Below are 24,451 nucleotides of genomic sequence, written 5' to 3' on the forward strand. Positions count from 1 at the left end.
GGTAATGCGTAATGAGCAATGTCGTAACAGAACAAAAAATCACGACCGACGTGAGCCAGGATACAAACCAGATGCGTAAGCTGGTGATCGCGTCCGTGCTGGGCAACGCGCTGGAATGGTATGACTTTTTCCTCTACGGCACCGCGGCGGCTCTGGTGTTTGGCCCGCTGTTCTTTCCGGTGGGAGGCGATCCCCTGCAGGGCACGCTGCTGGCGTTTTCCGGTTTCGCGGTCGGCTTTCTGGCGCGACCGCTGGGCGGGATCCTCTTCGGGCATCTGGGGGACAGATACAGCCGCAAGATGACCCTGATCATGACCTTAACGCTGATGGGGGCGACCACCTTCGTTATCGGCCTGCTGCCCACCTACGCGCAGATGGGGATTTGGGCACCGCTGACGCTCATCATCCTGCGCTTTTTACAGGGCGTGGCCTCGGGCGGCGAGTGGGGCGGGGGCGTATTAATGCTGAGTGAAAACGCGCCGGCATCCCGTCGCGGCTACTACACCGCCTGGAGCCAGATGGGGGTCTCCGGCGGGTTCGTTCTCTCGGCGTTTGCCTTTTATCTGGTGCAGAAGCTGCCGGAAGCGGACTTTATGCGCTGGGGCTGGCGCGTGCCGTTCCTGCTGAGCATCGTCATCTTTTTAGTCGGCGTGTATATCCGTAAAAACATCCGCGAAAGCAAGGCGTTCACCCAGGCGAAGCCGGAAGAGAAGCACGAGAAAATTCCGCTGTTGGTACTGATGCGCGATCACCCCAAAGCGCTGTTGCAGGCGATTGCCCTGCGCCTGCCGGAAAACGGCGCGTCCTACATCTTCTTTACCTTCTCGGTGGTCTACGCCAGACACATTGGTATCAGCACCGGGGACATCATCAGCGCCGTAACGCTGGCAATGCTGGTGGAGTTTTTCTCGATTCTGTTCTGGGGCGCGCTCTCGGATCGCATCGGCCTTAAGCCGGTGTATTACGTCGGCGTTATTGGCCTGCTGGTGATGGCGTTCCCGTTCTTCTGGCTGCTGTCTACCGGTAGCTACGGCTGGATCCTGCTCGGCATGTTTCTCGGTCTGCCGTTCTGCCACGGAGCGATGATTGGTACCCAGCCCTGCATCATGAGCGATCTCTTCCCGGTCCGCGTGCGCTACTCCGGTCTGGCGCTCGGGCACGAGGTTGGGTCGATCTTCTCCGGGGGGTTAGGGCCGATGCTGGCGGTAGCGCTGCTGATTGAATTTGACTCCTACTGGCCGGTTTCCCTGCTGCTGATGCTCTACGCGATTCTGGCGTGGTTCGCGCTGCGCAGCCTGCCGGCAAAACAAGAGGTGACAGAATGATTGATAAACGGATGGCCGATACCGACCACGCGGTTGCTGACGTTTTTGACGGCGCGGTGGTGATGGTCGGCGGATTTGGCCCCGCGGGACAGCCCGCAGAGCTGCTTGATGCCCTCATTCGCCGACGGCCGCGCGCGCTGACGCTCATCAGCAACAACGCGGGCAACGGCGATTACGGTCTGGCGGCGCTGCTGAAGACCGGGTGCGTCAGGAAGGTGATCTGCTCGTTCCCGCGCCAGGCGGACTCCTGGGTGTTCGACGATCTCTACCGACGCGGAGAGGTTGAGCTGGAGCTGGTGCCGCAGGGCAACCTTGCGGCGCGCATTCAGGCGGGAGGCGCGGGGCTGGGCGGGATCTTCACCCCCACCGGCTTCGGTACCGACCTGGCTAAAGGCAAAGAGACGCGTCGCATCGACGGAAAAGATTACGTGTTTGAAACGCCGCTGAAGGCCGATTTCGCGCTGATTAAGGCGCTGAAGGCCGACCGCTGGGGCAACCTGACGTTTGACAAAACCGGGCGCAACTTCGGGCCGATTATGGCCACCGCCGCCGCCTGCACCATCGCGCAGGTGAGCGAGACGGTGGCGCTGGGAGAGCTGGATCCTGAAGCGGTGGTCACGCCGGGGATCTTCGTGCAGCGCGTGGTCCGGGTGGCGGCAGCGCTTAAGGAGTCCGCATGATTACGCTTACCCCCCAGCAGCTGGCGCAGCGTATTGCCGACGATATTCCCGAAGGGGCGTACGTCAACCTCGGTATCGGCATGCCGACCCGCATCGCCAATTACCTGCCTGCCGATCGTGAGATCGTCCTGCACAGTGAAAACGGCATTCTCGGCATGGGGCCGGCGCCCCGGGCAGGACTGGAGGATGCGGAGCTCATTAATGCCGGTAAACAGCCGGTGACGCTGCTGGCGGGCGGCTGCTATTTCCACCACGGCGACTCGTTCACCATGATGCGCGGCGGCCATCTCGATATCTGCGTGCTGGGGGCGTATCAGGTTTCCGAGCGCGGCGATTTGGCTAACTGGAGCACCGGGGAGCCGTCGTCGATCCCGGCGGTCGGTGGGGCGATGGATCTGGCGATTGGCGCCAAAAAGGTGTTTGTGATGACCGAACACCTGACCAAAAGAGGCGAGTGCAAAATCGTCAAAGCCTGCACCTGTCCGCTGACCGGTGTGGCCTGCATCGACCGGATCTACACCGATATGGCGGTGATGGATATTACCGATTGCGGCATCGTGGTGCGCGAGCTTTTTGGCGACGTCACCCCGGACTATTTGCAGTCCGTCACGCCCGTCGGGCTGACGTTTGCGTTACGCGGTGAAGACGCCACGGCCTGAGGAAAACGCTATGGATCTTGAATTTCGACTGGACGGACCGGCCAATGCGCCGCTGCTGGTGCTCTCTAATTCACTCGGCACGACCTATGGAATGTGGCAGGCGCAGCTTCCCGCACTGACGCGGCATTTTCGCGTGCTGCGCTACAACACGCTCGGCCACGGGCGCTCGCCCCTGCCGCGGGGGCCGGTAAGCCTCGCCTCCGCGGGCCAGGACGCGATCGCTCTGCTGGATCGCCTGGGCGTTGAGAAAGCCTGCTTCTGTGGGATCTCCCTGGGCGGAATGACGGGGCTGTGGCTGAACCGCCACGCCCCGGAACGTTTTCACCGCCTGGTGGTGGCAAACACCGCCGCCAGAATTGGTGAAACGGCGGGGTGGCTACAGCGTGCGGCTCTGGTACGCGAGCATGGAATGGCGCCCGTCGCGGCCACGGCAGCCGACCGCTGGTTCACGCCTGACTTTCGCCAGGCGCATCCGGAGGTAGTGGCGGAGCTGATCGCCGGACTTACAGATACGCCTGCGGAGGGCTATGCCGCCTGCTGCGAGGCGCTGGCATATGCCGATCTGCGTGACGACGTACAGTTCATGCCGCGCCCGATGCTGGTAATTGCCGGGGAACACGATCCGGTGACAACGACCCGCGACGCACGATGGCTGGTGGAGACCGCCCCGGACGCGCGATACCTGGCCTTACCCGCCTCACACCTCTCCAGTACGGCCTGTGCGCAGGCGTTCAATCAGCATCTCATCACTTTTTTAACCGCAGGAGTTCCGCATGAGCATCACGATTGAGTCCATCGCCTGCTGGCTGGTGGATATTCCGACGATTCGTCCACACAGGCTGTCGATGGCGACGATGGGCTGCCAGACGCTGGCCCTGGTGCGTATGACCTGCGACCGGGGCGTGGTCGGCTGGGGCGAAGCGACCACCATCGGCGGCCTGAGCTACGGCGCCGAAAGCCCGGAGGGGATCAGGTCAGCCATCGACACCTATCTCGCGCCGCTGCTGTGCGGCAAAACCTTCAGCGGCCCGGCGGCGCTGGCGCAGGCCATGAATGCCAGCGTGAAGGGCAACACCTTTGCGAAATCGGCCCTCGAAACGGCGTTTCTGGACGCGCAGGGCAAAACGCTGGGCGTATCCGTCAGCACGCTGCTGGGCGGCGCGCTGGGCAGGCGGCTGCCGGTGCTCTGGACGCTGGCGAGCGGGGATACCGGGCAAGACATTGAAGAGGGCAGACGCCTGCTGGCGGCAGGGCGACACCGCGCCTTCAAGCTGAAGATTGGCGCGCGCGATCTGATGACCGACGTCCGCCATGCGCTGGCGATCAGGTCCGCGCTCGGGGATGAGGTCAGCATCCGGGTCGACGTCAACCAGGCCTGGGATCTGGCGACCGCAATAAAAGGTATGCGCCTGTTGCAGGACGGGGGAATAGACCTGGTGGAGCAGCCCATTGCGCAGTGGGACCGGGAGGGGCTCATTGCCCTGAGCCAGCGCTTCGAGGTGTCGGTTCTTGCGGATGAGGCGGTGGCAACCGGCCATGACGGTTTTACCCTGGCGAACGGCGGCTTTCGCGGGGCGTTTGCCCTCAAGATCGCCAAGGCGGGCGGCCCGGCTCAGGCGCTGAAGCTGGCAAGCGTAGCGCAGGCGGCGGGCATTGCGCTTTACGGCGGCACCATGCTGGAAGGAACGATCGGCACGGTCGCCTCCCTGCATGCCTGGTCAACGGTTCAGATGCAGTGGGGCACCGAGATGTTCGGCCCGCTGCTTCTTAAAGATGATGTCGTTGTACGCGCGCTGGCGTTCAGCGACGGGCAGGTAACGCTGCCGGACGGACCAGGCCTGGGCATTGAGGTCGACGACGATAAATTACGCCACTACGCGCGCCAGTAAGGAGTTCATATGCTGTTCAAAGTAGAAATGACGGTCAACATCCCGGCTTCACTCCCGCAGGTGCAGGCGGATGAGATTAAGGCAAAAGAGAAAGCCTACTCGCAGCGGCTCCAGCGTGAAGGCAAATGGCTGCACATCTGGCGGGTAGTGGGGCAGTACGCCAACGTGAGCATCTTTGACGTTAAGGACAACGAGGAGCTGCACGCCCTCTTAACGGCGCTGCCGCTCTATCCGTACATGGCAATAAGCGTTCAGCCGCTCTGCGGCCATCCATCGTCAATTGATAACGATAAACGGTAAATACCCTACGATAATGAGGAACCCGCAATGTCTAAAAACCCTTCCCAGCAGTCAGAGCTTGAGACCTTACTTGCCATCAGCAGTGGCCTCAATACCGACGGCGGCAACGAGCGCGTTAAGCGCGTTATTCATCAGCTGCTGAACGATCTGTGCCATACCATTAAAACCTTCGACATCAGCGACGAAGAATTCTGGATCGCCGTAAACTACCTGAACGAGCTCGGCGAGCGTAAAGAGGCGGCGCTGCTGGCCGCAGGGCTGGGGCTGGAACACTACCTCGACATGCGCGCCGATGAAAAAGAGGCCGCGACTGTCAGCCGCGCGGGGACGCCGCGCACCATTGAAGGGCCGCTGTACGTCGCGAACGCGCCGCTGAGCGACCATTTTGCACGCATGGACGACGGCAGCGAGCGGGCAGAAGCCATGTGGCTGCACGGCACCGTGACCGATATTGACGGTGAACCGGTCGCAGGGGCGATTGTCGATATCTGGCACGCCAACACGCACGGGGGCTACTCCTTCTTTGACCCGTCGCAGCCTGAATATAACCTCCGCCGCCGGGTAAAAACGGCTGCCGATGGCAGCTACGCGGTGCGCAGCATTGTTCCCTGTGGCTACGGCTGCCCGCCCGATGGTCCGACGCAGAAGCTGCTGAACGAGCTGGGCCGTCACGGTAACCGCCCGGCGCATATTCATTTCTTTGTTTCCGCGCCGGGCTTTAAACACCTCACCACGCAGATCAACCTTAACGGCGATCGGTACCTGTGGGATGACTTTGCCTTTGCCACCCGTGAGGAGCTGATTGCCGATCGGGTGAAAGTCACCGACAGCACGCTTGCCCGCGAGAGGGATATACATGAGCCGCATACGGAAGTGAGCTTTAGCTTCACGCTGGTGAAGGCCGCCGGGGCGGAGGAGGAGGCGAGAGTTAAGCGTGCACGGGTGAAGGAGTAACCCGAAAGATGTTACTCAGATTTTATAGAGATATGTAGTAACGGTAAAACATTCTTTGAGCGACGCAATGCCGATGCCCCTTAAATTCCCGTTTCCTGGAGGGAGGGGGCATGCGGCTGAGCAATAATAGAACAAAAAGATGTAGCGGGACTTAATTGTTAACGACCAAAAGTTAACCCAAAAAGATAAAAGCCGCGGCATTATTTCGCATTGCGAAATTAACTTTACTCCTTTTTTATCCCCTCTTTTTGTTAATGGGCGCAGCTCCTGTTGTGTGAAAGATACCTTCAGAATGCAACAAAGAAATAATCCTAAATATATCCCACGGCGCACAGAAAAAATGAAAATCTACTAAATATGGTAGTGGCGTTAATAGGGTGGTTACGTTAATGATAGCGGTTCTCTTTTACAGGATATGTCTTTTTAATCAATTAGTTATGTGGATTTTTTCTTACGGAAAAAAACAATTTCAGCTAAGTTCTCTTTTTTTATGAGATTAATCCTATAATGCATTGGGCGTATCATTAAACGCCGTTAAGCAGGCGGGAAATATTGAATTGATGACAAGCTCATGTAAACTTGTCTACCGTTTGTCAAAATATGTCAGGAACGCGTTGGGCCTATTTCTGTTAGGCTCGTGCGGTAGCTATGCCTTTAAATAGTTACATGCCGAAAATATCCTGACTATTTTAACAATAGCACCTAAGTCAAATTTTATCCCCTCTCTTCATCCTCTAAATATCGCTACGGAAAAGCATATGAAACTGCGCGTATTGTTATCACTTCTGTTTGTTATGGCGGTGGCGGGCTGTAAGGCGCCGCAGAAACCAGCGATCACCGACGATACGATCGTCACCAGCCAGGTTAACGGCGTCACGCTGACGCACCGTCATGCCGTTACCCCTCCGGCGGAGTTCACCCAGGTGAATGAACCGTACCGTGCCATGTATCCGGCGTCCCTGATGAGCCGTCCTGATTACGGCGGAAAAGTGATCCGTACCCTGGAAACCGGCAAAACCTATGTTGTGCTGGGTCAGGTTGAACATTTCTGGATGGCGCTGGCCGATGAAGGGAATGAACAGCTGATTGGTTACGTGCCGATGCGTGCCGTAATCAAGGCTGACCAGTACGAGGCCACCGTACGTAAACAGGCACTGCGTCCTAAAGCGCGGAAAAAAGCCACCTGTGTTGACGTCGATGGCAACAGCAAAGCCTGCAAAGACAGCGCGAACGGTACGTGGATCCTGAACTAAACGGGTTTCAAGAGCGTATTTTTATGAATAATAAAAAATTACATCTGATGTGGTTCGCTTTTCTGGCGGTGATTTTCGCTCAGATCGGTGGTTGTACGTCGTCTTCACACAGCGACCCCTCCCGCTACAATCTGCAGTTTCAGGCTCATCCTCAAATCAATGATTCTGCGCCGCTTAAGGTCAGAGTGTTGCTGCTGAAATCCGATGCGGATTTCATGTCCAGCGACTTCTATTCCCTGCAGAACAACGCGTCAGCTACCCTTGGCGCGAATCTGCTGAACAGCGATGTATTCTTCCTGATGCCGGGCCAGCTTTCGAAAACCCTGAGCGGACAAAGCTCACCGGAAGCGCGCTATATCGGCGTGATGGCGGAATATCAGGCGCTGGACGGAAAAAAATGGCGCGTCTCACTCCCTTTGCCTGTTCCCGGCGAAAACGCGATTTACCAGTTCTGGAAATGGTCCGCAGATGAACTTCAGGCCAGCGTCTTTCTTGACGTAAATGGAATCCGGGTCATCAGCCAGTAACGGCCTACATAACAGAAAAGAGATCATCATGACGAAAGCAGAAAAGGTCGTCTGGACCGAAGGTATGTTCCTGCGTCCGCACCATTTTCAGCGGGCAGAAAGTTACCTGCTCAACCACGTTCGTGAGTGGGGAGCATTGCAGCGATCGTATCTCTGGGGCTTTCTCGACCTTGAGCTGGACGAGGCGATGCTGCGTCAGGGCTGCATCGCCCTGAGCTACTGCAGCGGCCTGCTGCCTGACGGCACGTTTTTCCAGATTCGCAGCGATCGTAACGGTCCGGCTCCGCTCAGGATCCCGGATAATCTCACCAATGAAAAGGTGGTGCTTGCGCTGCCGGTTCGTCGCGGCGGCCGCGAAGAGGTGATCTTCAGCGAGGAGCAGGCTTCACTGGCGCGTTTTATTACCTTTGAACAAGAGGTGGAAGACGATAACGCCATGGCGGTGGGGGAGGCGACGGTCCAGTTTGGCCGTCTGCGCCTGACGCTGATGCTGGAAAAAGATCTGACGGCAGAGTGGACCGCCATCGGCGTGGCGTTCGTGACCGAAAAACGCAACGACAACCTCGTGCGGCTCGATAACAGCTACATCCCGCCGATGCTGAACGCCAATAACAGCCCCCAGCTCTACGGCATGATCAACGATCTGCACGGTTTGCTGGTCCAGCGTAGCCAGCAGATTGGGGGGCGCCTGCGCCAGCCGGGCCGTTTTAACACCTCTGAGATGATTGAATTTACGCTGCTTTCGCTGATCAACCGTCATCTGGGAGACGTGTCGCATCTTAAAACGCTGCCGCTGCTTCATCCGGAAGCGCTCTGGCGCAGCTGGCTGCCGTTTGCGACGGAGCTCGCCACCTGGACACCGCAGCGCACCGCCGAGAGCGTTCTGCCGGTATACGATCATGACGATCTTGCCGTCTGCTTCAGCAAGCTGATGCTGATGCTGCGCCAGGGGCTGTCGCTGGTGATGGAAGACCACGCCATTCAGCTGCCGCTGCACGAACGTTCCCACGGGCTGAATATCGCCACCGTGCCGGAAACCAGCATGGTACGGGAGTTTGGCTTCGTGCTGGCGGTCAAAGCCAACGTGCCTGGCGAACACCTGCAAACCCATTTCCCTGCCCAGATGAAGGTAGCGCCGGTCTCGAAAATTCGCGACCTGGTACAGCTCCAGCTGCCGGGCATTATGCTCCGCGCAATGCCCGTTGCCCCGCCGCAGATCCCGTGGCATGCGGGCTACAGCTATTTCGAGCTGGAGAGGGGCAGCGAGCTGTGGCACGAGATGGACAAGTCCGGCGCATTCGCTCTGCATCTTGCAGGGGAATTCCCGGGTCTCGATATGGAGTTCTGGGCCATCCGTAGCCCGACAGAATAATAAAGCGAGCGCTTAATATGCAGGAACGACAGGATACCGGCAGTGATGCCGTGTTTACCGGAGCCAGTGGCAATAATCAGCTGGTGGCGGCCGCCAATCCGCTGCTCAACGCGATTCCGCAAATCCGTCATTCGGTTTCCCACGACGACCAGGTTGGGCTGCGCCAGCGCCTGATTGATGAGATTCGCCGTTTCGAAGTGCGGTGCCAGCAGGCGGGGTTGCCCTATGAGGTGATCGTCGGCGCGCGCTATTGCCTCTGTACGGCGCTGGATGAAGCGGCCGCCCTGACGCCATGGGGCAGCAGCGGCGTCTGGTCAAGCAATGGCCTGCTGGTAACGTTTCATAACGAAACCTGGGGCGGCGAGAAGTTCTTCCAGCTGCTGGCGCGCCTGTCGCAAAACCCGCGCGAGCACATTCTGCTGCTGGAGATGATCAACTACTGTCTGCTGCTTGGCTTTGAAGGGCGCTACCGCGTGCTGGACAATGGCCGCACCCAGCTAGAAACCATCAAACAGCGCCTGTGGCAGATGATCCGTGGCGTGCGCGGCAGCTACCCGCCGCCGCTTTCGCCCCACCCGGAAGATCGTCCGGTGCTGCGTAAGCTCTGGCGTCCGATGATCCCCCTGTGGGCGTGCGTGGCGCTGGTCGGCTTTATCGCCTGCCTGTTCTATATCGTTCTCAACTGGCGTCTGGGTGATAACACCAGCCCGGTGCTGGCGAAGATTTACCAGTCTCAGCTGCCTGAAACCACCATCCAGCAGCCCGCGCGCCAGCTTCCGGCGGTGCTCAACCTGCGTGGTTTCCTGAAGCCGGAAATTGAAGCCGGCCTGGTGGCCGTTAAGGATGAGGCGGACCGCAGCGTGGTGATCCTCAAAGGAGACGGACTGTTTGCCTCTGCCTCAACGGTGGTACGCGATCGCTATGAGCCGGTGATTGACCGCATCGCCCAGGCGATGAATAACGTCAGCGGCAAGATTCTGGTGGTGGGCTACAGCGACAACGTGCCGATCCGCAGCGCTCGCTTCGCCTCCAACTATGAACTCTCGCTTGAGCGCGCCCGCTCGGTGCAAAAACAGCTGCAGGGCAGCCTCTCGCAGCCAGAACGCGTGAAAGCCGAAGGGCGAGGCGAGATCAACCCGGTAGCGCCAAACACTACGCCTGAAAATCGCGCCCGTAACCGCCGCGTAGAGATCACTCTGCTGGTGTCGCCTGAAAATACGCAGGCCGAGCTGAACGGATTGCCGCAAGGAAACTAAGGATGCTGACTACTCTTCTTTCCATACTGACCAATCGCATTCTGTGGAGCTTCCTCGGCGTAACGGCGCTCGCGGCGGTGATCTGGATGATTGGCCCGCTGTTGTCCATCGTCGATACCCGCCCCCTCGAATCTGAACAAAACCGCGTCATCAGCATTGCGGTGGTCTACCTGATTTGGGCCCAGAGCCACATTCTGCCGCGGCTGTATAACGCCTGGCTGAACCGCAAGCTGATGGACAAGCTCAACGAAAACACCACCAGCCCGGAAGCGGCCGATCCGCAGAAGCGACTGAACAGCGAGGAGCAGATCCTGGCCGGGCGCTTCGACGAAGCCGCCCAGATGCTGAAAAAAGCCCACTTCAGCAAGGCGGGGCACGGCGCGCAGTGGACGCAGCGCTTCAGCACGCAGTATCTCTATCAGCTGCCGTGGTACGTAATCATTGGTGCGCCGGGTTCCGGTAAAACCACCGCGCTGGCCAACTCCGGGTTGCAGTTCCCGCTGGCGGACCGCTTCGGTAAAACCGCGCTGCGCGGCATTGGCGGCACGCGTAACTGCGACTGGTGGTTCACCAACGAGGCGGTGCTGCTGGATACCGCTGGCCGCTACACCACCCAGGAGAGCGAGCAGGTTCAGGACGCCGGCGAGTGGCTGGAATTCATCAACCTGCTGCGCAAATACCGCCGCCGCCAGCCGATTAACGGCGTAATTATCACCATCAGCATTTCCGATTTGCTGTCTCAGTCCGCGGAGGCCTCCCGCCAGCAGGCGGTGAACATTCGCCAGCGTCTCTCGGAGCTGCACGAACAGCTGGGTATCCGCTTCCCGGTGTACGTCATGGTCACCAAGGCTGACCTGCTCAAAGGCTTCCGCGCCTGGTTTGCCGATTACGACAAAGCCCAGCGCGACCAGATCTGGGGCTTTACGCTGCCGTGGGAGCAAACCCGACACGCCGATTACGACCTGATGGGGAACTTCCAGCAGGAGTTCTCCCTGCTGCAACAGCGTCTGGACGCTGGCCTGCCGGAAACCATGCTTAAGGAGCACGACGCAAAAACGCGCGCCGAAGCGTATCTCTTCCCCCAGGAGTTCGCCGCGCTGCGCCCGCTGCTGGCAGACTACCTGAGCACGGTCTTTGCCCGTTCAAACTTTGAAACCGAATTTTCTCCGCGCGGCATTTATTTCGCCAGCGGCACGCAGGAAGGCATGCCGTTCGATCGGGTGATGGGCGAGCTGAACCGCGCGCTTTCGCTGCCGGAAGGAGGCGAGAGCGACAGCTGGGATTCGGTGAGCAAAGACGCGCCGATCCCGGGGGCGAAGGGGCAGAGCTTCTTCATCAAGAACCTGCTGCAAAACGTGATTTTCCAGGAAGCGGGCATTGCCGGCGAAAACCGCTGGTGGGAACTGCGTAACCGCGCCGTGATGTGGTCCGGCTATGCGGCGCTGCTGGCCCTGCTGGCGATCCTGGCTGGCCTGTGGCTGACCAGCTACGCCAAAAACAAAGCGTATCTGGAAGAGGTTGACGCGAAGGTGCCGATGCTGGAGCAGCAGAGCAAGGCGCTGCAAAATCAGCCCCAGCGCGACCTGTTTGCGCTTCTGCCGCTGCTTAACGGGCTGGTGGATCTGCCGAAAAGCGATGCGTTTGACGTGAACGACCCACCGGTGTCCCGCCGGATGGGGCTTTATCGCGGGGATGACGTCAGCGATGCGTCCCAGTCGCTTTATCAGAAAGCGCTGGACCAGCTGCTGCTGCCTGCCGTCGCGATGCACATCACCACCTGGCTGCGTAACGACAACGGCAGCGACGTGGAGTACAGCTATGAGGCGCTGAAAGCCTACCAGATGCTCTACCAGCCGAAGCACTACGACGGCAAATTCCTGCACTCGTGGGTGATGCTTAACCTGCAGCGCAACCTGCCGCAGAACGTTACGCAGGCGCAGCTCCAGGAGCTGGAGTGGCACCTGACGCAGCTGCTGGAGCCGAAAATTCAGGCCTCACCGTATGCGCAGGACGAAGACCTGGTGGCCCGGGAAAGGGCGCTCATCAACCAGCAGCCGCTCTCTACCCGCGTCTACGGCCGCCTGAAGCGTCTGCTGGAGCGTGACGAGAGCCTGAAGCCGGTTTCGCTTTCTGACCTCGGCGGCCCGCAGAGCGAGCTGGTCTTTTCCCGGAAAAGCGGCAAGCCGGTGAGCGAAGGCGTGCCGGGGCTCTTTACCCCGGACGGCTACTGGAAAAGCTTTAACGACCAGATCGACAGCGTCACCACCGCCCTGCACGAAGACGATGCCTGGGTGCTGGGCGCCACCAGCGCTGAGGAAGATAAACAGCAGATCGACAACGCCGTGCGTCAGCTCTATATGCGCGACTTTATCGTCAACTGGGATCGTTTCCTCGCGGACATTCAGCTCAATAACAGCGCCGATCTCTCCCAGCGCATCAATACCGCGCGCCTGCTTTCAGGCACCAACTCGCCGCTGCGCCGTCTGGTGCTCAACCTGAGCAAAGTGCTGACGCTGTCGCGCACGGCCCCGGCACCTGAAGATGCGCAGAAAGCGGAAGCGCAAAGCAACCGCGCCACCCGAACGCTGGAGGCGCTCTTCAGCAACGACGACAATGCCCCAACCCAGGGCGCAGTGGTAAACCAGGCGCCCGAGCTGCTGGTGACCGACCACTTTGCCCCAATGATTGAGCTGGCTCAGCCGCTGGAGAAGGGCGGCAAGACCATCGTCTTTGATGATTTTCTCAAGCAGGTTGACGAGCTTTATCGCTACCTGACCGCCGTTCAGGATGCGGCTAACAGCGGTATGCCTGCCCCGGGCGGCGATGCAATCAGCCGCCTGCAGGCCAGCGCGGGCCGTCTTCCGGGCGGGCTACAAACCATGTTCAGCAACATGGCCGTGGGCGCCAGCAGCGATACCCAGCGCCGGGATCTGGAGAACGTGCGTAAGCGAATCAACGTGGAGGTAGGCGGGTTCTGCCGTCAGGCGATTGCCGGGCGCTACCCGCTGGTGCGCAGCGCCAGCACCGAGGTGACGCCGGACGATCTCGCCCGCATGTTTGCCCCGGGAACCGGGCTGATGGACACCTTTTTCCGCGATAACCTGACCAATAAAGTGGACACCACTCAGGCGAACTGGCGCTTTATGCCGGGCATCGACGGCAAAACGCTCCCTGGCAGCGAAGGGCTGCTGCGTCCGTTCCAGCAGGCGCAGTCCATCCGCGATGCCTTCTTTGCCAACGGAGCCACGACGCCTTCCTTTAAGGTCACGGTGCGCACCGTGCGGATGGATAACACCATTCTGAACCTCACCCTGGACGTGGACGGGCAGCTGTTGCGCTATAGCCACGGCCCGCAGGCGGTGCAGATCATGAACTGGCCGGGGCCGGGCGGCACCAACCAGGTGCGTATGCAGCTCGGCCTGGCAAACGGCAGTACCGCGACGCTGGTAACCAACGGCGCCTGGGCGCTCAACCGCTTTTTCGACAAGGCGCGCACCAGCCCTGGCGCAGGTAGCCTGAGCCGTCAGGCTACCTTCAGCGTCGACGGACATCAGGTCACGCTGGAGTTTGCGCCGAACAGCATCCGCAACCCGTTCCAGCTTCCCCGTTTCTCATGCCCATAACCGCAAGGACAGCCGTATGACGAATACCCCTGCGATGAACCGCTACAGCTGGTATGGCAAATTGCCCAGCGCCGGAGATTTTTTGCAGCGTCGCTTTCCGGACACCCTGCAACGCCAGTGGTCGCACTGGTTTCAGGTCGGCCTGCTGGCCTGGCAACAGGAAGAGCAGCGCAGCGGCGAGCGCCAGTTTACCAAAGCGCCGGTGTGGAACTTTGTCGTTCCGCCGATGCTCGGCAGCCAGATGATTCAGATGGGTTGCCTGCTTCCGGGCCGCGACAGCGTAGGTCGCCACTATCCGGTCTGCATTCAGCTGAGCTTTACCCCGGCCGAATGGTCATCCCGTCTGCTCGGGCAGGCTGAAGGCTGGTACCAGCAGCTTGGCCGCCTGGGGCTGCACGCGGTGCGTAACGGCTATTCAGCTTCACAGCTTGATGAAATGTTAATGACGATCCCGGCGCCGCAGCCGGTTGAGCCGCAGAAGCGATCCGACATTCTGGACGTGATTGGCTATGAGGACGACGGTCAGAACACGCTGGGCTGGCCGCAGGCGGCGGAGTGTTTCGATCCGCTGCGTCAGACCAGCTACTGGTGGACGAACCGCTGCGACGGCTACCCGCTTTATACTCATGTACACAGCGGGAACTTCACCGGGCAGCTGTTTACGCTGCTGTTCGATCCGGCAGGCGGCGCCAGACCGGGCCGCCACGGTCTTTATCCGCCTATGTTTGAATAAGCAGGGACTTTATGAATATCGATGAATTTCTCGCGCCGATAAGCCCTGAAAACCCCTGCGGGGAAAACCTGGAGTACGACGCCGATTTCCAGGCCATGGGGCAGGCAAGCCAGGGCAAAGCCGAGCAGCAGTTTGGCGACACCATTATTCCGGCGGAGCCCGCCGACTGGAACACGGTAGAAAAACTCGCTACCAGCCTGCTGGGGCGCACCAAAGATCTTCGCGTCATGCTGGCGTTAACCCACGCCTGGACGCGTCGCCGCGGGCTCGCTGGTTACGCCGACGGGCTGCTGCTGGTGCAGGAAGCCTTGTCCCGGTACTGGGAGCAGCTCTACCCCCTGCTGGAAGAGTATGGCGAGACCGATCCGTTCTACCGCATTAACGCCCTCGCCGGGCTGAGCGATAAGTCCGAGCTGACCGTCGCGGTACGCAACGCCTCGCTGCTGCGCTCAAACGGCGATGAAATTTCGCTGCGTGACGCTCAGGCGCTGCTCGACGGCAGTAAAACCGAATGCCCGGACTATCCCGGCGGACGTCCAAGACTGATTGACGAGCTGGCCCGCGGCGACCAGCCCGGCACCGCGGCGGTTATCGAGATCAACGCGCGTCTGCTGGCCATCCGCGAGCTGCTTACCGGCTATCTCGGAGAAAGCGGCGTACCGGAGATGGAACAGCTGCTGAAAACCGTCGGGCTGGTGGCCAGCGCCTGCCAGGTGACCGACATCAGCAAGCTGCTGCCGAACCGCGAGGCGCAGGCTGAACAGCACGCGGAGCCGCAGCCGGCTGCCGCTGCGCCTGTCCAGCAGGTAACGGACTGGCGCAGCGTGCAGGTGACCAGCCGCGCCGACGCCCAGCTGATGCTGGAAAAAGCGAAGCAGTATTTTGCGCAGTACGAACCGAGCCATCCCGCACCGCTCATGATTGAACGAGTGCAGCGGCTGTCTGAACTCAACTTTATGGACATTATTCGCGACCTGGCGCCAGACGGCGTTAACCAACTGGAAAACATCTTTGGACGCCGCGAATGACGCGTCCTGGCATTATGACGACAGGCATGGAGTCTGCCGTTTCACCTTCACCGCGCATCTTTGATGGAGAACATCATGGCAATGAGTAACAGTGGACAGAAATTCATCGCACGCAACCGTGCTCCCCGCGTGCAGATCGAGTACGACGTAGAGATCTACGGTGCAGAACGTAAAATTCAGCTGCCGTTTGTGATGGGCGTTATGGCCGATCTGGTTGGCAAGCCGGTGGAAAACCTGCCAGCCGTTGACGAGCGTAAGTTCCTGGAAATCGACATCGACAACTTCGACGAACGCATGAAGGCGCTGAAGCCGCGCGTGGCGTTCCAGGTGGATAACACCCTGACCGGCGAAGGGAAGCTCAACGTCGATCTGACCTTTGACAGCATGGACGACTTCCTGCCGGACGCGGTGGCGCGCAAGGTAGAGCCGCTGAACAAGCTGCTGGAAGCGCGTACCCAGCTCTCTAACCTGCTGACCTACATGGACGGCAAAAACGGTGCGGAAGAGCTGATCGCCAAAATTCTCCAGGATCCGACGCTGCTCAAATCCCTGAGCCAGATGCCAAAAAATGACGAAAGTGCGAAAGGTAGCGAGGAATAATCGATGAGCAACCAGACTCAACAACACGATCAGCAGGCGGGCCAGGCGTTCAGCCAGGACGAGTTCAGCGCGCTGCTGAATAAAGAGTTCCGCCCGAAAACCGATCAGGCGCGCTCTGCCGTTGAGAGCGCGGTAAAAACGCTGGCGCAGCAGGCGCTGGAAAACACCGTGACCTTCTCCAACGACACCTACCGCACCATTCAGAACCTGATTGCCGGTATTGACGAGCAGCTGTCGCAGCAGGTGAATCAGATCATTCACCACGACGAGTTCCAGAAGCTGGAGAGCGCCTGGCGCGGGCTGAGCTACCTGGTGAACAACACCGAAACTGACGAGATGCTGAAGATCCGTTTCATGAGCATCTCCAAGCAGGAGCTGGGCCGTACCCTGAAGCGCTACAAGGGCGTGGGCTGGGACCAGAGCCCGATCTTCAAGAAAATTTACGAGCAGGAGTACGGTCAGTTTGGCGGCGAGCCGTTTGGCTGCATCGTGGGCGACTACTACTTCGACCACAGCCCGCAGGACGTTGAGCTGCTGGGCGAGATGGCGCGCATTGGCTCCGCGGCCCACTGTCCGTTCATCACCGGCACCGCGCCGGGCGTGATGCAGATGGAGTCCTGGCAGGAGCTGGCCAACCCGCGCGATCTGACGAAAATCTTCCAGAACACCGAGTACGCCGCCTGGCGCTCACTGCGTGAATCGGAAGATGCCCGCTATCTGGGGCTGGTGATGCCGCGCTTCCTGTCGCGTCTGCCGTACGGCATTCGCACCAACCCGGTCGACAGCTTCGATTTCGAAGAGCAGACCGACGGCGCGAACCACAACAGCTACTCCTGGGCGAACGCTGCCTATGCGATGGCGGCCAACATCAACCGCTCCTTCAAAGAGTACGGCTGGTGCACCTCGATTCGCGGCGTGGAGTCCGGCGGGGCGGTTGAAAACCTGCCGTGCCACACCTTCCCGAGCGATGACGGCGGCGTGGACATGAAGTGCCCGACCGAAATTGCCATCAGCGACCGTCGCGAAGCCGAGCTGGCGAAAAACGGCTTTATGCCGCTGGTTCACCGTAAAAACTCCGACTTTGCCGCCTTCATCGGCGCGCAGTCGCTGCAAAAGCCGGCCGAGTACCACGATCCGGATGCCACCGCGAACGCGCGTCTGGCCTCTCGCCTGCCGTACCTGTTCGCCTGCTGCCGCTTTGCCCACTACCTGAAGTGCATCGTGCGCGACAAAATCGGCTCCTTCCGCGAGCGCGAAGAGATGGAACGCTGGCTGAACGACTGGGTAATGAACTACGTGGACGGCGATCCGGCTAACTCCTCCCAGGAAACCAAGTCCCGCAAGCCGCTGGCGGCTGCGGAAGTGCAGGTGCAGGAGATCGAAGACAACCCGGGCTACTACGCCGCGAAGTTCTTCCTGCGTCCGCACTACCAGCTGGAAGGCCTGACCGTTTCCCTGCGCCTGGTATCTAAACTGCCGTCGCTGAAGACGAAAGACGCGTAATGACGATTGCCGGCCCGAAGGGGCCGGCCATCTGAGCGGAAGAGCTTAGCTTATTTCTGTCAGTGAATAAGGATAGATGGTGAAACATATACTTTTGATCGCGACCAGTTTGCTGGCAGTTTCTACTCTCGCAAGCGCGGACGCTGGAAATTACAAATACCCTCAAGCGGAAGCATTGCCTCAGGATGACACATCAAACTTCCAACGCGATCCGACGCTGTTAACAGGGTACGATTTAAATCTGAGTGCAGAGCGATTTGCTAAAGCCTGGCTGTCGAAAACGAATGAACGTGAACGCATTAAGGCAAATATGTATCTTCTCGGCGTAGTCGACGCGTCTGAGGGCACCGCATGGTGCAAGGGCAGGCCTTTTTTGCCAAATACAATACATGAGTTTCTCTATTCTCGTTTTGCGAACTTATCGAAACAGCAAGGCGAGGAGCGCGCTTCAAAAATCATCATTGACGGCATGAAAGAATTACGCCCGTGCAAAAAAGGAGAGTGACAGATGAGACCATTATACGAACAACTTAAACGTCAGCATTACTCTTCAAATCACACACGCGCGGGTTTTGCCTCGGGTGAACAGGTATTTTCAGAAATTGGCTACGATTATTCGACGATTATCAAGCAACAACCGGCATACGAAAATACCTGTGCGGTAAGAATGAGCCTGGCATTGTTAAAATGCAATGTTGAATTTACAGGGCGTTTACCCATAAAGACCGGTCCCTATAAGGGAAAAACAATCGAGCCTGGCGCAAAATTACTTGCCGATCAGCTTTATAAATCCCATGTGTTTGGCAAGGCAGAAATCTTTAAAGACCGCGAGGCTGGTGCACGCTCAATGTTGGGCCGAAAAGGTGTTGTTTTCTTCAATAAAATTGATGGGTATGGTGGTGGTCATATCGACCTTATCGAGCCTCTGAGTAATAATTCGTTTATATGTAACTCCGATTGCTTTCCGTACTGTCAGGAAATCTGGTTTTGGGAATTAAAATAATTATATTCAGGTTTCTACAGACCGCATTTCTTTTGCTTACTTGCTTATCTTTTTCTGCTCGCGGTGACAACCCTTACGTTGATTTTTATCAGCAGCAAACATACCGGCAGGTGGTAAAAGATTTGGTCCTGGCGCGCTGCCTTGCGCAGGTGGCAGATAAAGGCAGTCAATTTTCTGCTGATGCGGCCCGCAGTGCGAGTGCATTTATTGAGTGGATACCGTTTGATGCTGAAAACGGTACTGACAAAGTTAACGCCATCATTGGGAAGTATAAACACCAAATTAATGGTTTCCACTCGGAGCGCAAACCTGATGTAAAAGGCGTAACCTTAAATTGTCTACGTCTTTATCATAGCGACGAACTGAATAAACTGGTTCCGCAGCTCATCATTGGCGATCCTGATCGTACCTGGATTCAGGATAATCCGCAGTAGTAAAAGACTTCACATTCTTTCCGTTCATTCAGGGGGAATGTAAGACTGTCAAATGACACGGGTCGTTTGATATGAGGCAGAGGTAAAATATGGACGGTTTTATTCAGCCCCATGCTTTCCTGTTTGCCATATAAGGGCTTTTTCGAAAGCAATATTGTTCATCCACGAAGAGTAGATATTATGGCTATTGATATGTTTCTGAAGGTCGAGGGTGTTACGGGCGAATCTAAAGATTCTAACCACACCGGCTGGACTGATATTACCTCCTTCTCCTGGGGCGCGTCCCAGCCGGGTAATATGAGCGTTGGCGGCGGCGGCGGTGCCGGTAAAGTTAACTTTAACGATCTGCACGTTAACGCTCTGATCGACAAATCCACTACAGCAATCCTGAAACACTGCGCAAGCGGTAAGCACCTGACCAAAGTTGAACTGTCCGTCTGCAAGGCGGGTGGTCAGCAGGTTGAATATACCCGCATCACCCTGGAAGACGTTCTCGTGACTTCCGTTCAGTACACCGGTGCCGACAACGGCGATACCGTTGGCGTGACCTATGCATTCCAGGCTGCGAAAGTGAAACAGCAGTACTGGGAGCAGACCACTGCCGGTGGTAAAGGTGCTGAAAGCAGCGCTGGCTGGAACATCAAAGAGAACAAAGAAGCGTAATTGCCCGTATGGCCGGGGAGTTTTCCCCGGTCATTATCAACCGGAAGGGAAGATAGTATGGCAAGTTTGCAGGAAGGAAGCTCTCGTCCTCTGACTATTGGCGAAATCGCCCTCGCACGAACCGTGTTTGGTGACGCCATAAAATATTCAGAAGTAAAAGTGCATAATAAAAGCTATCTGCCATTTAATATGCAATCTAACAATGTTGCAATGACGCCTAATGGTGAACTCTATTTCCGGGAACCCCATTACCGTGATGATTTCTCCACGGAAGTCCCTCGGTATAAACACTGGTTTATTCATGAAATGGTTCATGTGCTGCAACACCAGATTGGAATGAATGTACGAACCCGAGGCGCATTCAGTTGGGCCGCAAGCTATAATTGCTCGTTACCGCCGGATAAAAAACTCTCGAACTTTGGGATGGAGCAGCAGGCTTCAATCATTTCAGATTATTATTTTCTGATAAATTACGGCTTGGGTGATTTTCGCAATATTGCAGGTTTTGAAGGTATTATCGGACCAGATCTGAGGGATAAGTATCAGCAAGCATTGTCTTTGTTTATTAAAAACCCTAAGGAACGGCGGGCATGGTTATGAAAAAAGTATTCGGTGCATTATCGGTTACGTTAATGGCGAGTGCCTGCGTGTCTCATCCCGCACAATACCAGTCGCTTACCGTTACGCTTAAAAACAACGAACCCTGCTTCGCAATTCCTGCTAATTCCGGATTAGATGCGCCTGTTACCAGCCATTCGCCCACCATTATGAAACGGGCGGGGAATGAATGGAAAACGATATCACCGCCATCTACGTATAGCCCTGTGGTGACGTTGAATACCCAGCAGTGTCATCAATGGAGCGGTATTGCGTGGCAGACCGGGGAATATGATGTCGCCCTGAAAGTCTCGGGAAAAAACGATTCTGTTCGTTATGCTGCCCGATTCACGCTCGAAGAAAATGCGTCAGGCCAATTAAAGATTACGCAGACCGAATAGGATGCCTTAACCCCCAAACCCCGCCGTTTTCACCTCCGAGAGCGGCAGCGTTTGAGCGCTAATCATACCAGCAGGAATACGCCATGCGATTCACGATTATTTCTACGAAACCCGGTCATCAGCCGCCGCAAAGCAGCTGTGATTTTTATGCCCCGGGCGGCACCATTGGGCGCGGTACGGATAACAATCTGGTGCTGCCGGACAATGACCGCACTATCTCGCGTTTGCAGGCCATCGTTCACGTCGACGCCAGCGGCGAATGCCGCGTCACGAACCGCGGCAGCGTTACCCGCGTGGTATTAAATGACATTCCTCTTGAGCGTGGGCGTCAGGTTGAGCTTCAGGATGGGGATATTCTCGGTATTGATGAGTATCGCATCGAAGTCAGCGAACTGATTCACGATACCCAGCCCGTAAGCCGTATGGCGGCCAGCATGCAGCAGGCGCGTCCGGCGGCGACACCTGCTCCGGCACCGCAGCCGAAACCTGCAAGCGCCGCGCCGCGCGGCAAAGCCGAGCCGACGGCCGTGCCGACGGAAATCTGGGACAGCCTGATGCAGGAGTTCTCCATCTCCGACAGCATCTCCAGTAACCGCGCAAAACCACAGCCCGCGGCTTCTCACGACCCGTTTTCCCAGCCTGCGGCCCCGGAGCGCAACGCCGAAGATCCGCTGGCAATGTTCAACGACAGCGATCCCAGGCTCGAGCGTAAGAACGTTGACCCGGACACGCTGTTCAGCGATGAAGCGTTGTTTAAAAAAGAGAGCATCTTTGACGATGTCACCCCTTCAGCGCTGGTGCAGCCGGACGAAAGCAAACCTGCCCAGCCAAAGGAGGAGGCGGCGGATGAACTCGATCCGCTGGCCCTGTTTGGCGGGACGGCCAGCGCGCCTGCCGCACGCCATGATGACCCGCTCGGCCTGATGGGCGGCGCGCCGTTAACGCATCCGGATGAGATCGCGGCCGAGAAGCCGAAGCCAGAGCCGGTATCCGAGCCCGAGCCGGAAGCGGATCCCCTTGCCGATTCTCCGCTCTTCGCCCCGGAACCGCAGGACGCGCCGCGCGCGGAAGAAGAAGAGCCCGCGCGTACCGACTACGCCGGCTTCACCATGCCAACGCCGCAGGCCGTGGCGCGCAGCAACGCTCAGGCGCCTAAAGGCCGCCTGCGTATCGACCCGGTTAAAAACGCTGCATCACCTGCCTCCACCATGCAGAACGGCGAGAAGGGCGAGGTGCTGCAGGGCGAGCTGCTGGAGGCGCTTCTGGAAGGGATGGGGCTGAGCGAAATGCAGCCGGTGCCGCAGTTCGATCGGGAAAATATGCGTCAGCTGGGCCAGATCCTGGGCATGTTCTCCCAGGGAACCGTGGCGCTGCTCTCGTCGCGCTCTATCCTCAAGCGCGGCGTGAAGGCCGATATGACCATGGTGCTCGACGATGCCAACAACCCGTTCAAGCTGCTGCCGACCGGGAAAACGGTGCTGATTCAGATGTTCGGCACGCCGATGCCTGGCTTTATGCCGCCGACCAAATCGGTGCGCGATGCGCTGATCGATTTACAGGCGCACCAGCTGGGGATGATCTCCGGTATCCGCGCCATCATTGCCGCCATGCTGCAATCCTTTAACCCGGAGCAGCTCGAAGAGCAGGCGAAGCAGAACGGGATGACGTCGCGCCTGGCGCTGCCGGGCAGCCGTAAAGCCGCGCTGTGGGATTATTTTGTACGCAGCTATGGCGAGACGGCAGGGGAGATCGAAGACGACTTCCATACCCTGTTTGGCGAAGCCTTCCTCCATGCCTATGACATGGAGGTCAATCAGTACAAAGACTCACAGAGCGGATCCGAAGACAAATGAATATCGCAACGGCTTCTCTCTCCCGCCAGGGGACGCGCGCCAGCAACCAGGATCAGACGGGAGAAACCATTGGGGAACGTTCAGCCTGCTTTGTCGTCTGTGACGGCATCGCGGGCCTGCCGGGCGGCGAGGTGGCCGCTGAACTGGCCCGCAACAGCATCATTTCCCGTTTCGACGGCGATAAGCACCTGAACGCGCAGCATATTCGTGACTACGTGCAAACGGCAAACCGCACCATCCTCAGCGAACAGCAGGCCGTACAGGACTACCGCCGGATGGGCACCACGCTGGTCAGCCTGTTTATCGACAGGGATTACCGCCTGGCCTACTGGGCGCACGCCGGGGACAGCCGCCTGTACCTGTTTCGCCGCGGCTGGCTGTGGCACGTCACGACCGATCACAGCCTCGTACAGCAGATGAAGGACGCCGGGCACCAGACCGACGATCTCAACAGCAACCTGCTGTATCTGGCGCTGGGTATTGAGAACGGCGGACCGGAGGCGAGCTACAGCGACGTTGTGCAGGTTGAAGACGGCGATGCCTTTTTACTCTGCACCGACGGTTTCTGGCACGGCGTCAGCGAAGAGCAGATGAAGCAGTCGCTGCACATGGTCAATACGCCACAGGAGTGGCTGACCTTAATGAACCAAATCATTCAAAAGAATGGCGAACAGGAGGGCAATGCTCAGGATAACTATACCGCCGTCGCGGTGTGGATGGGCAACCCTCAGGACACCACTTTGCTGCATACGCTCTCTGACGCAGCGCAATTTCTTCCCTGCGGAACTGATTAGACACACAAGGATTGATATGAAACTTTGGCTATCGGGTTTGGCTCTTCTGACGGTGGCGACCACCGCACAGGCTGAAAACTTCCGCATCGTGCAGTCTCCTGCGCAGAAGCTGGATATCTGGATCGACAACATTAAAGACAATACGCCGCAAAGCTGGTGTAAGTCGGACGTTGCGCTGCGTATCGTGGCCAACGGCAGGAAAGAGGTTTCGGTGCTGGAAAACTTCGTGCCGCGCCTGGGCTCGCTGCTGGAGCACCAGTGCAGCAGGCTCAACACCCTTAACTGGACGCTAAACGATCCCGAAGGGACGACGCTCGCCCGGGGTACGGCGGCCAAAGCGCAGGACTGGGCGCTGGTGGTGAAGCAGCAGGAAACGGCGGCCACGGCGCCCGCGACCTCCGGCGCGCTGCTGCCGCCTGACCAGAACCCGGAAACGCGTACCGTGGCGGCAGATCGCTCCCCGTGGCAGGAGTTCACCCTTCAGGACGGTTGCCACCTGCGCACCTTCTGGGAGGGCGGTGCCTCCGCGCCTGCGCTGTTTATCCCGGACTCCGACACCACCCGCTGCGGCAACGGCAGCTGGCTCAGCGGCCACACGGTCGTCACCCAGAACCGCAACGGGACGCAGAAAGCGATCCCGGTGACCTATATTCACGGCTTCCCGGTGATGGGCCTGAACAACAGTGTCGATCCTGAAAACGCGCTGATCACCTCCGTCAACAAGGAGCGCATGGTCTTCAGCACCCAGAACAGCGACCAGAGCTGGATGATCCTGCCGTACGACAGCAGCCTGAACGGCTGGAAGAGCAACGGCACGGTGGCGGTGGAGATCTCCCGTGAGATCGCCAGCGACGACGCCAGGCTCCAGGCGCGCATTGCGGCGGTGAAGAAAACCTGGAGCGCATGGGTTGCACCAGGCGCGGAGCTGAACATTGTTCTGATTGATACGCTGCGCCCGCAGCTTCGCGATCCGGCAGTAGGCGCATGGCGCGCGGCTAATTAAG

General features: G+C 58.4%; 25 protein-coding genes. All 25 read left to right on the forward strand.

Going from position 1 to position 24,451, the window contains the following annotated elements; all coding sequences use genetic code 11:
• Positions 1–11 precede the first annotated feature (11 nt).
• The 25 genes from MOQ06_RS08625 (at position 12) to MOQ06_RS08745 (ending at position 24,450) form a co-directional block, all read left to right on the forward strand.
• Positions 12–1,325 (forward strand): MFS transporter, encoded by a 1,314-nt coding sequence (locus tag MOQ06_RS08625; protein ID WP_148417998.1) that lies wholly within the window; start codon positions 12–14, stop codon positions 1,323–1,325.
• Complete coding sequence (locus tag MOQ06_RS08630; protein WP_242172388.1) at positions 1,322–2,005, forward strand: 3-oxoacid CoA-transferase subunit A; 684 nt, start codon at positions 1,322–1,324, stop codon at positions 2,003–2,005. Before MOQ06_RS08625 ends, MOQ06_RS08630 begins: the two co-directional genes overlap by 4 nt.
• On the forward strand, positions 2,002–2,664 hold the full coding sequence (locus tag MOQ06_RS08635; protein WP_242172390.1) for a 3-oxoacid CoA-transferase subunit B: 663 nt from the start codon (positions 2,002–2,004) through the stop codon (positions 2,662–2,664). Before MOQ06_RS08630 ends, MOQ06_RS08635 begins: the two co-directional genes overlap by 4 nt.
• Positions 2,665–2,674: 10 nt before the next feature.
• Positions 2,675–3,454, forward strand: a complete 780-nt coding sequence (pcaD, locus tag MOQ06_RS08640) for a 3-oxoadipate enol-lactonase (protein WP_242172392.1) — start codon at positions 2,675–2,677, stop codon at positions 3,452–3,454.
• On the forward strand, positions 3,438–4,553 hold the full coding sequence (locus MOQ06_RS08645) for a muconate cycloisomerase family protein (RefSeq protein ID WP_242172394.1): 1,116 nt from the start codon (positions 3,438–3,440) through the stop codon (positions 4,551–4,553). Before pcaD ends, MOQ06_RS08645 begins: the two co-directional genes overlap by 17 nt.
• A gap of 9 nt (positions 4,554–4,562) precedes the next feature.
• The gene (catC, locus tag MOQ06_RS08650; RefSeq protein ID WP_193354583.1) at positions 4,563–4,853 is read left to right on the forward strand and encodes a muconolactone Delta-isomerase; all 291 of its coding nucleotides are present in this window, start codon (positions 4,563–4,565) and stop codon (positions 4,851–4,853) included.
• A gap of 27 nt (positions 4,854–4,880) precedes the next feature.
• Positions 4,881–5,807 (forward strand): catechol 1,2-dioxygenase, encoded by a 927-nt coding sequence (catA, locus tag MOQ06_RS08655; RefSeq protein ID WP_242172397.1) that lies wholly within the window; start codon positions 4,881–4,883, stop codon positions 5,805–5,807.
• 758 nt (positions 5,808–6,565) lie between these two features.
• A complete protein-coding gene (locus MOQ06_RS08660) occupies positions 6,566–7,060 on the forward strand; it encodes an SH3 domain-containing protein (protein ID WP_148417991.1) in 495 nt (164 codons plus the stop codon).
• A gap of 47 nt (positions 7,061–7,107) precedes the next feature.
• Entirely contained in the window at positions 7,108–7,587 is a 480-nt protein-coding gene (gene tssJ / locus MOQ06_RS08665) for a type VI secretion system lipoprotein TssJ (protein WP_242173237.1), read from the forward strand.
• A gap of 28 nt (positions 7,588–7,615) precedes the next feature.
• Positions 7,616–8,959: a type VI secretion system baseplate subunit TssK gene (gene tssK, locus MOQ06_RS08670; protein WP_242172400.1), complete on the forward strand. Its 1,344-nt coding sequence runs from the start codon at positions 7,616–7,618 to the stop codon at positions 8,957–8,959.
• A gap of 17 nt (positions 8,960–8,976) precedes the next feature.
• Entirely contained in the window at positions 8,977–10,215 is a 1,239-nt protein-coding gene (locus tag MOQ06_RS08675; protein WP_148417988.1) for a DotU family type VI secretion system protein, read from the forward strand.
• A 2-nt stretch (positions 10,216–10,217) separates the two neighbouring features.
• Positions 10,218–13,838: a type VI secretion system membrane subunit TssM gene (gene tssM, locus MOQ06_RS08680; protein ID WP_242172403.1), complete on the forward strand. Its 3,621-nt coding sequence runs from the start codon at positions 10,218–10,220 to the stop codon at positions 13,836–13,838.
• 16 nt (positions 13,839–13,854) lie between these two features.
• Positions 13,855–14,571, forward strand: coding sequence for a type VI secretion system-associated protein TagF (gene tagF, locus MOQ06_RS08685; protein ID WP_148417986.1), 717 nt, complete (start codon positions 13,855–13,857; stop codon positions 14,569–14,571).
• A gap of 11 nt (positions 14,572–14,582) precedes the next feature.
• Positions 14,583–15,599, forward strand: coding sequence for a type VI secretion system protein TssA (tssA, locus tag MOQ06_RS08690; protein ID WP_242172405.1), 1,017 nt, complete (start codon positions 14,583–14,585; stop codon positions 15,597–15,599).
• A 75-nt stretch (positions 15,600–15,674) separates the two neighbouring features.
• Positions 15,675–16,199: a type VI secretion system contractile sheath small subunit gene (gene tssB / locus MOQ06_RS08695; protein ID WP_022648413.1), complete on the forward strand. Its 525-nt coding sequence runs from the start codon at positions 15,675–15,677 to the stop codon at positions 16,197–16,199.
• Between the two features lie 3 nt (positions 16,200–16,202).
• Positions 16,203–17,702 (forward strand): type VI secretion system contractile sheath large subunit, encoded by a 1,500-nt coding sequence (gene tssC / locus MOQ06_RS08700; RefSeq protein ID WP_063868514.1) that lies wholly within the window; start codon positions 16,203–16,205, stop codon positions 17,700–17,702.
• Between the two features lie 79 nt (positions 17,703–17,781).
• A complete protein-coding gene (locus MOQ06_RS08705; RefSeq protein ID WP_045337522.1) occupies positions 17,782–18,207 on the forward strand; it encodes a Rap1a/Tai family immunity protein in 426 nt (141 codons plus the stop codon).
• Positions 18,208–18,210: 3 nt separating this feature from the next.
• A complete protein-coding gene (locus tag MOQ06_RS08710; RefSeq protein ID WP_022648411.1) occupies positions 18,211–18,705 on the forward strand; it encodes a T6SS effector amidase Tae4 family protein in 495 nt (164 codons plus the stop codon).
• Entirely contained in the window at positions 18,690–19,139 is a 450-nt protein-coding gene (locus MOQ06_RS08715) for a T6SS amidase immunity protein Tai4 family protein (RefSeq protein ID WP_242172407.1), read from the forward strand. Before MOQ06_RS08710 ends, MOQ06_RS08715 begins: the two co-directional genes overlap by 16 nt.
• Positions 19,140–19,319: 180 nt before the next feature.
• Complete coding sequence (locus MOQ06_RS08720; protein WP_014884229.1) at positions 19,320–19,802, forward strand: type VI secretion system tube protein Hcp; 483 nt, start codon at positions 19,320–19,322, stop codon at positions 19,800–19,802.
• Between the two features lie 57 nt (positions 19,803–19,859).
• Positions 19,860–20,402 (forward strand): hypothetical protein, encoded by a 543-nt coding sequence (locus tag MOQ06_RS08725; protein ID WP_242172409.1) that lies wholly within the window; start codon positions 19,860–19,862, stop codon positions 20,400–20,402.
• Positions 20,393–20,800 (forward strand): putative T6SS immunity periplasmic lipoprotein, encoded by a 408-nt coding sequence (locus MOQ06_RS08730; protein WP_242172412.1) that lies wholly within the window; start codon positions 20,393–20,395, stop codon positions 20,798–20,800. The genes MOQ06_RS08725 and MOQ06_RS08730 overlap by 10 nt, the downstream gene beginning before the upstream one ends.
• Before the next feature lie 83 nt (positions 20,801–20,883).
• Positions 20,884–22,653: a type VI secretion system-associated FHA domain protein TagH gene (gene tagH / locus MOQ06_RS08735; protein ID WP_242172413.1), complete on the forward strand. Its 1,770-nt coding sequence runs from the start codon at positions 20,884–20,886 to the stop codon at positions 22,651–22,653.
• Complete coding sequence (locus MOQ06_RS08740; protein WP_063449579.1) at positions 22,650–23,447, forward strand: protein phosphatase 2C domain-containing protein; 798 nt, start codon at positions 22,650–22,652, stop codon at positions 23,445–23,447. The genes tagH and MOQ06_RS08740 overlap by 4 nt, the downstream gene beginning before the upstream one ends.
• A 16-nt stretch (positions 23,448–23,463) precedes the next feature.
• The gene (locus MOQ06_RS08745; RefSeq protein ID WP_242172414.1) at positions 23,464–24,450 is read left to right on the forward strand and encodes a hypothetical protein; all 987 of its coding nucleotides are present in this window, start codon (positions 23,464–23,466) and stop codon (positions 24,448–24,450) included.
• The last annotated feature ends 1 nt before the right edge of the window (position 24,451 follow it).

The sequence above is a fragment of the Enterobacter sp. I4 genome (genome assembly GCF_022669095.1).
Classification (GTDB): Bacteria; Pseudomonadota; Gammaproteobacteria; order Enterobacterales; family Enterobacteriaceae; genus Enterobacter; species Enterobacter pasteurii.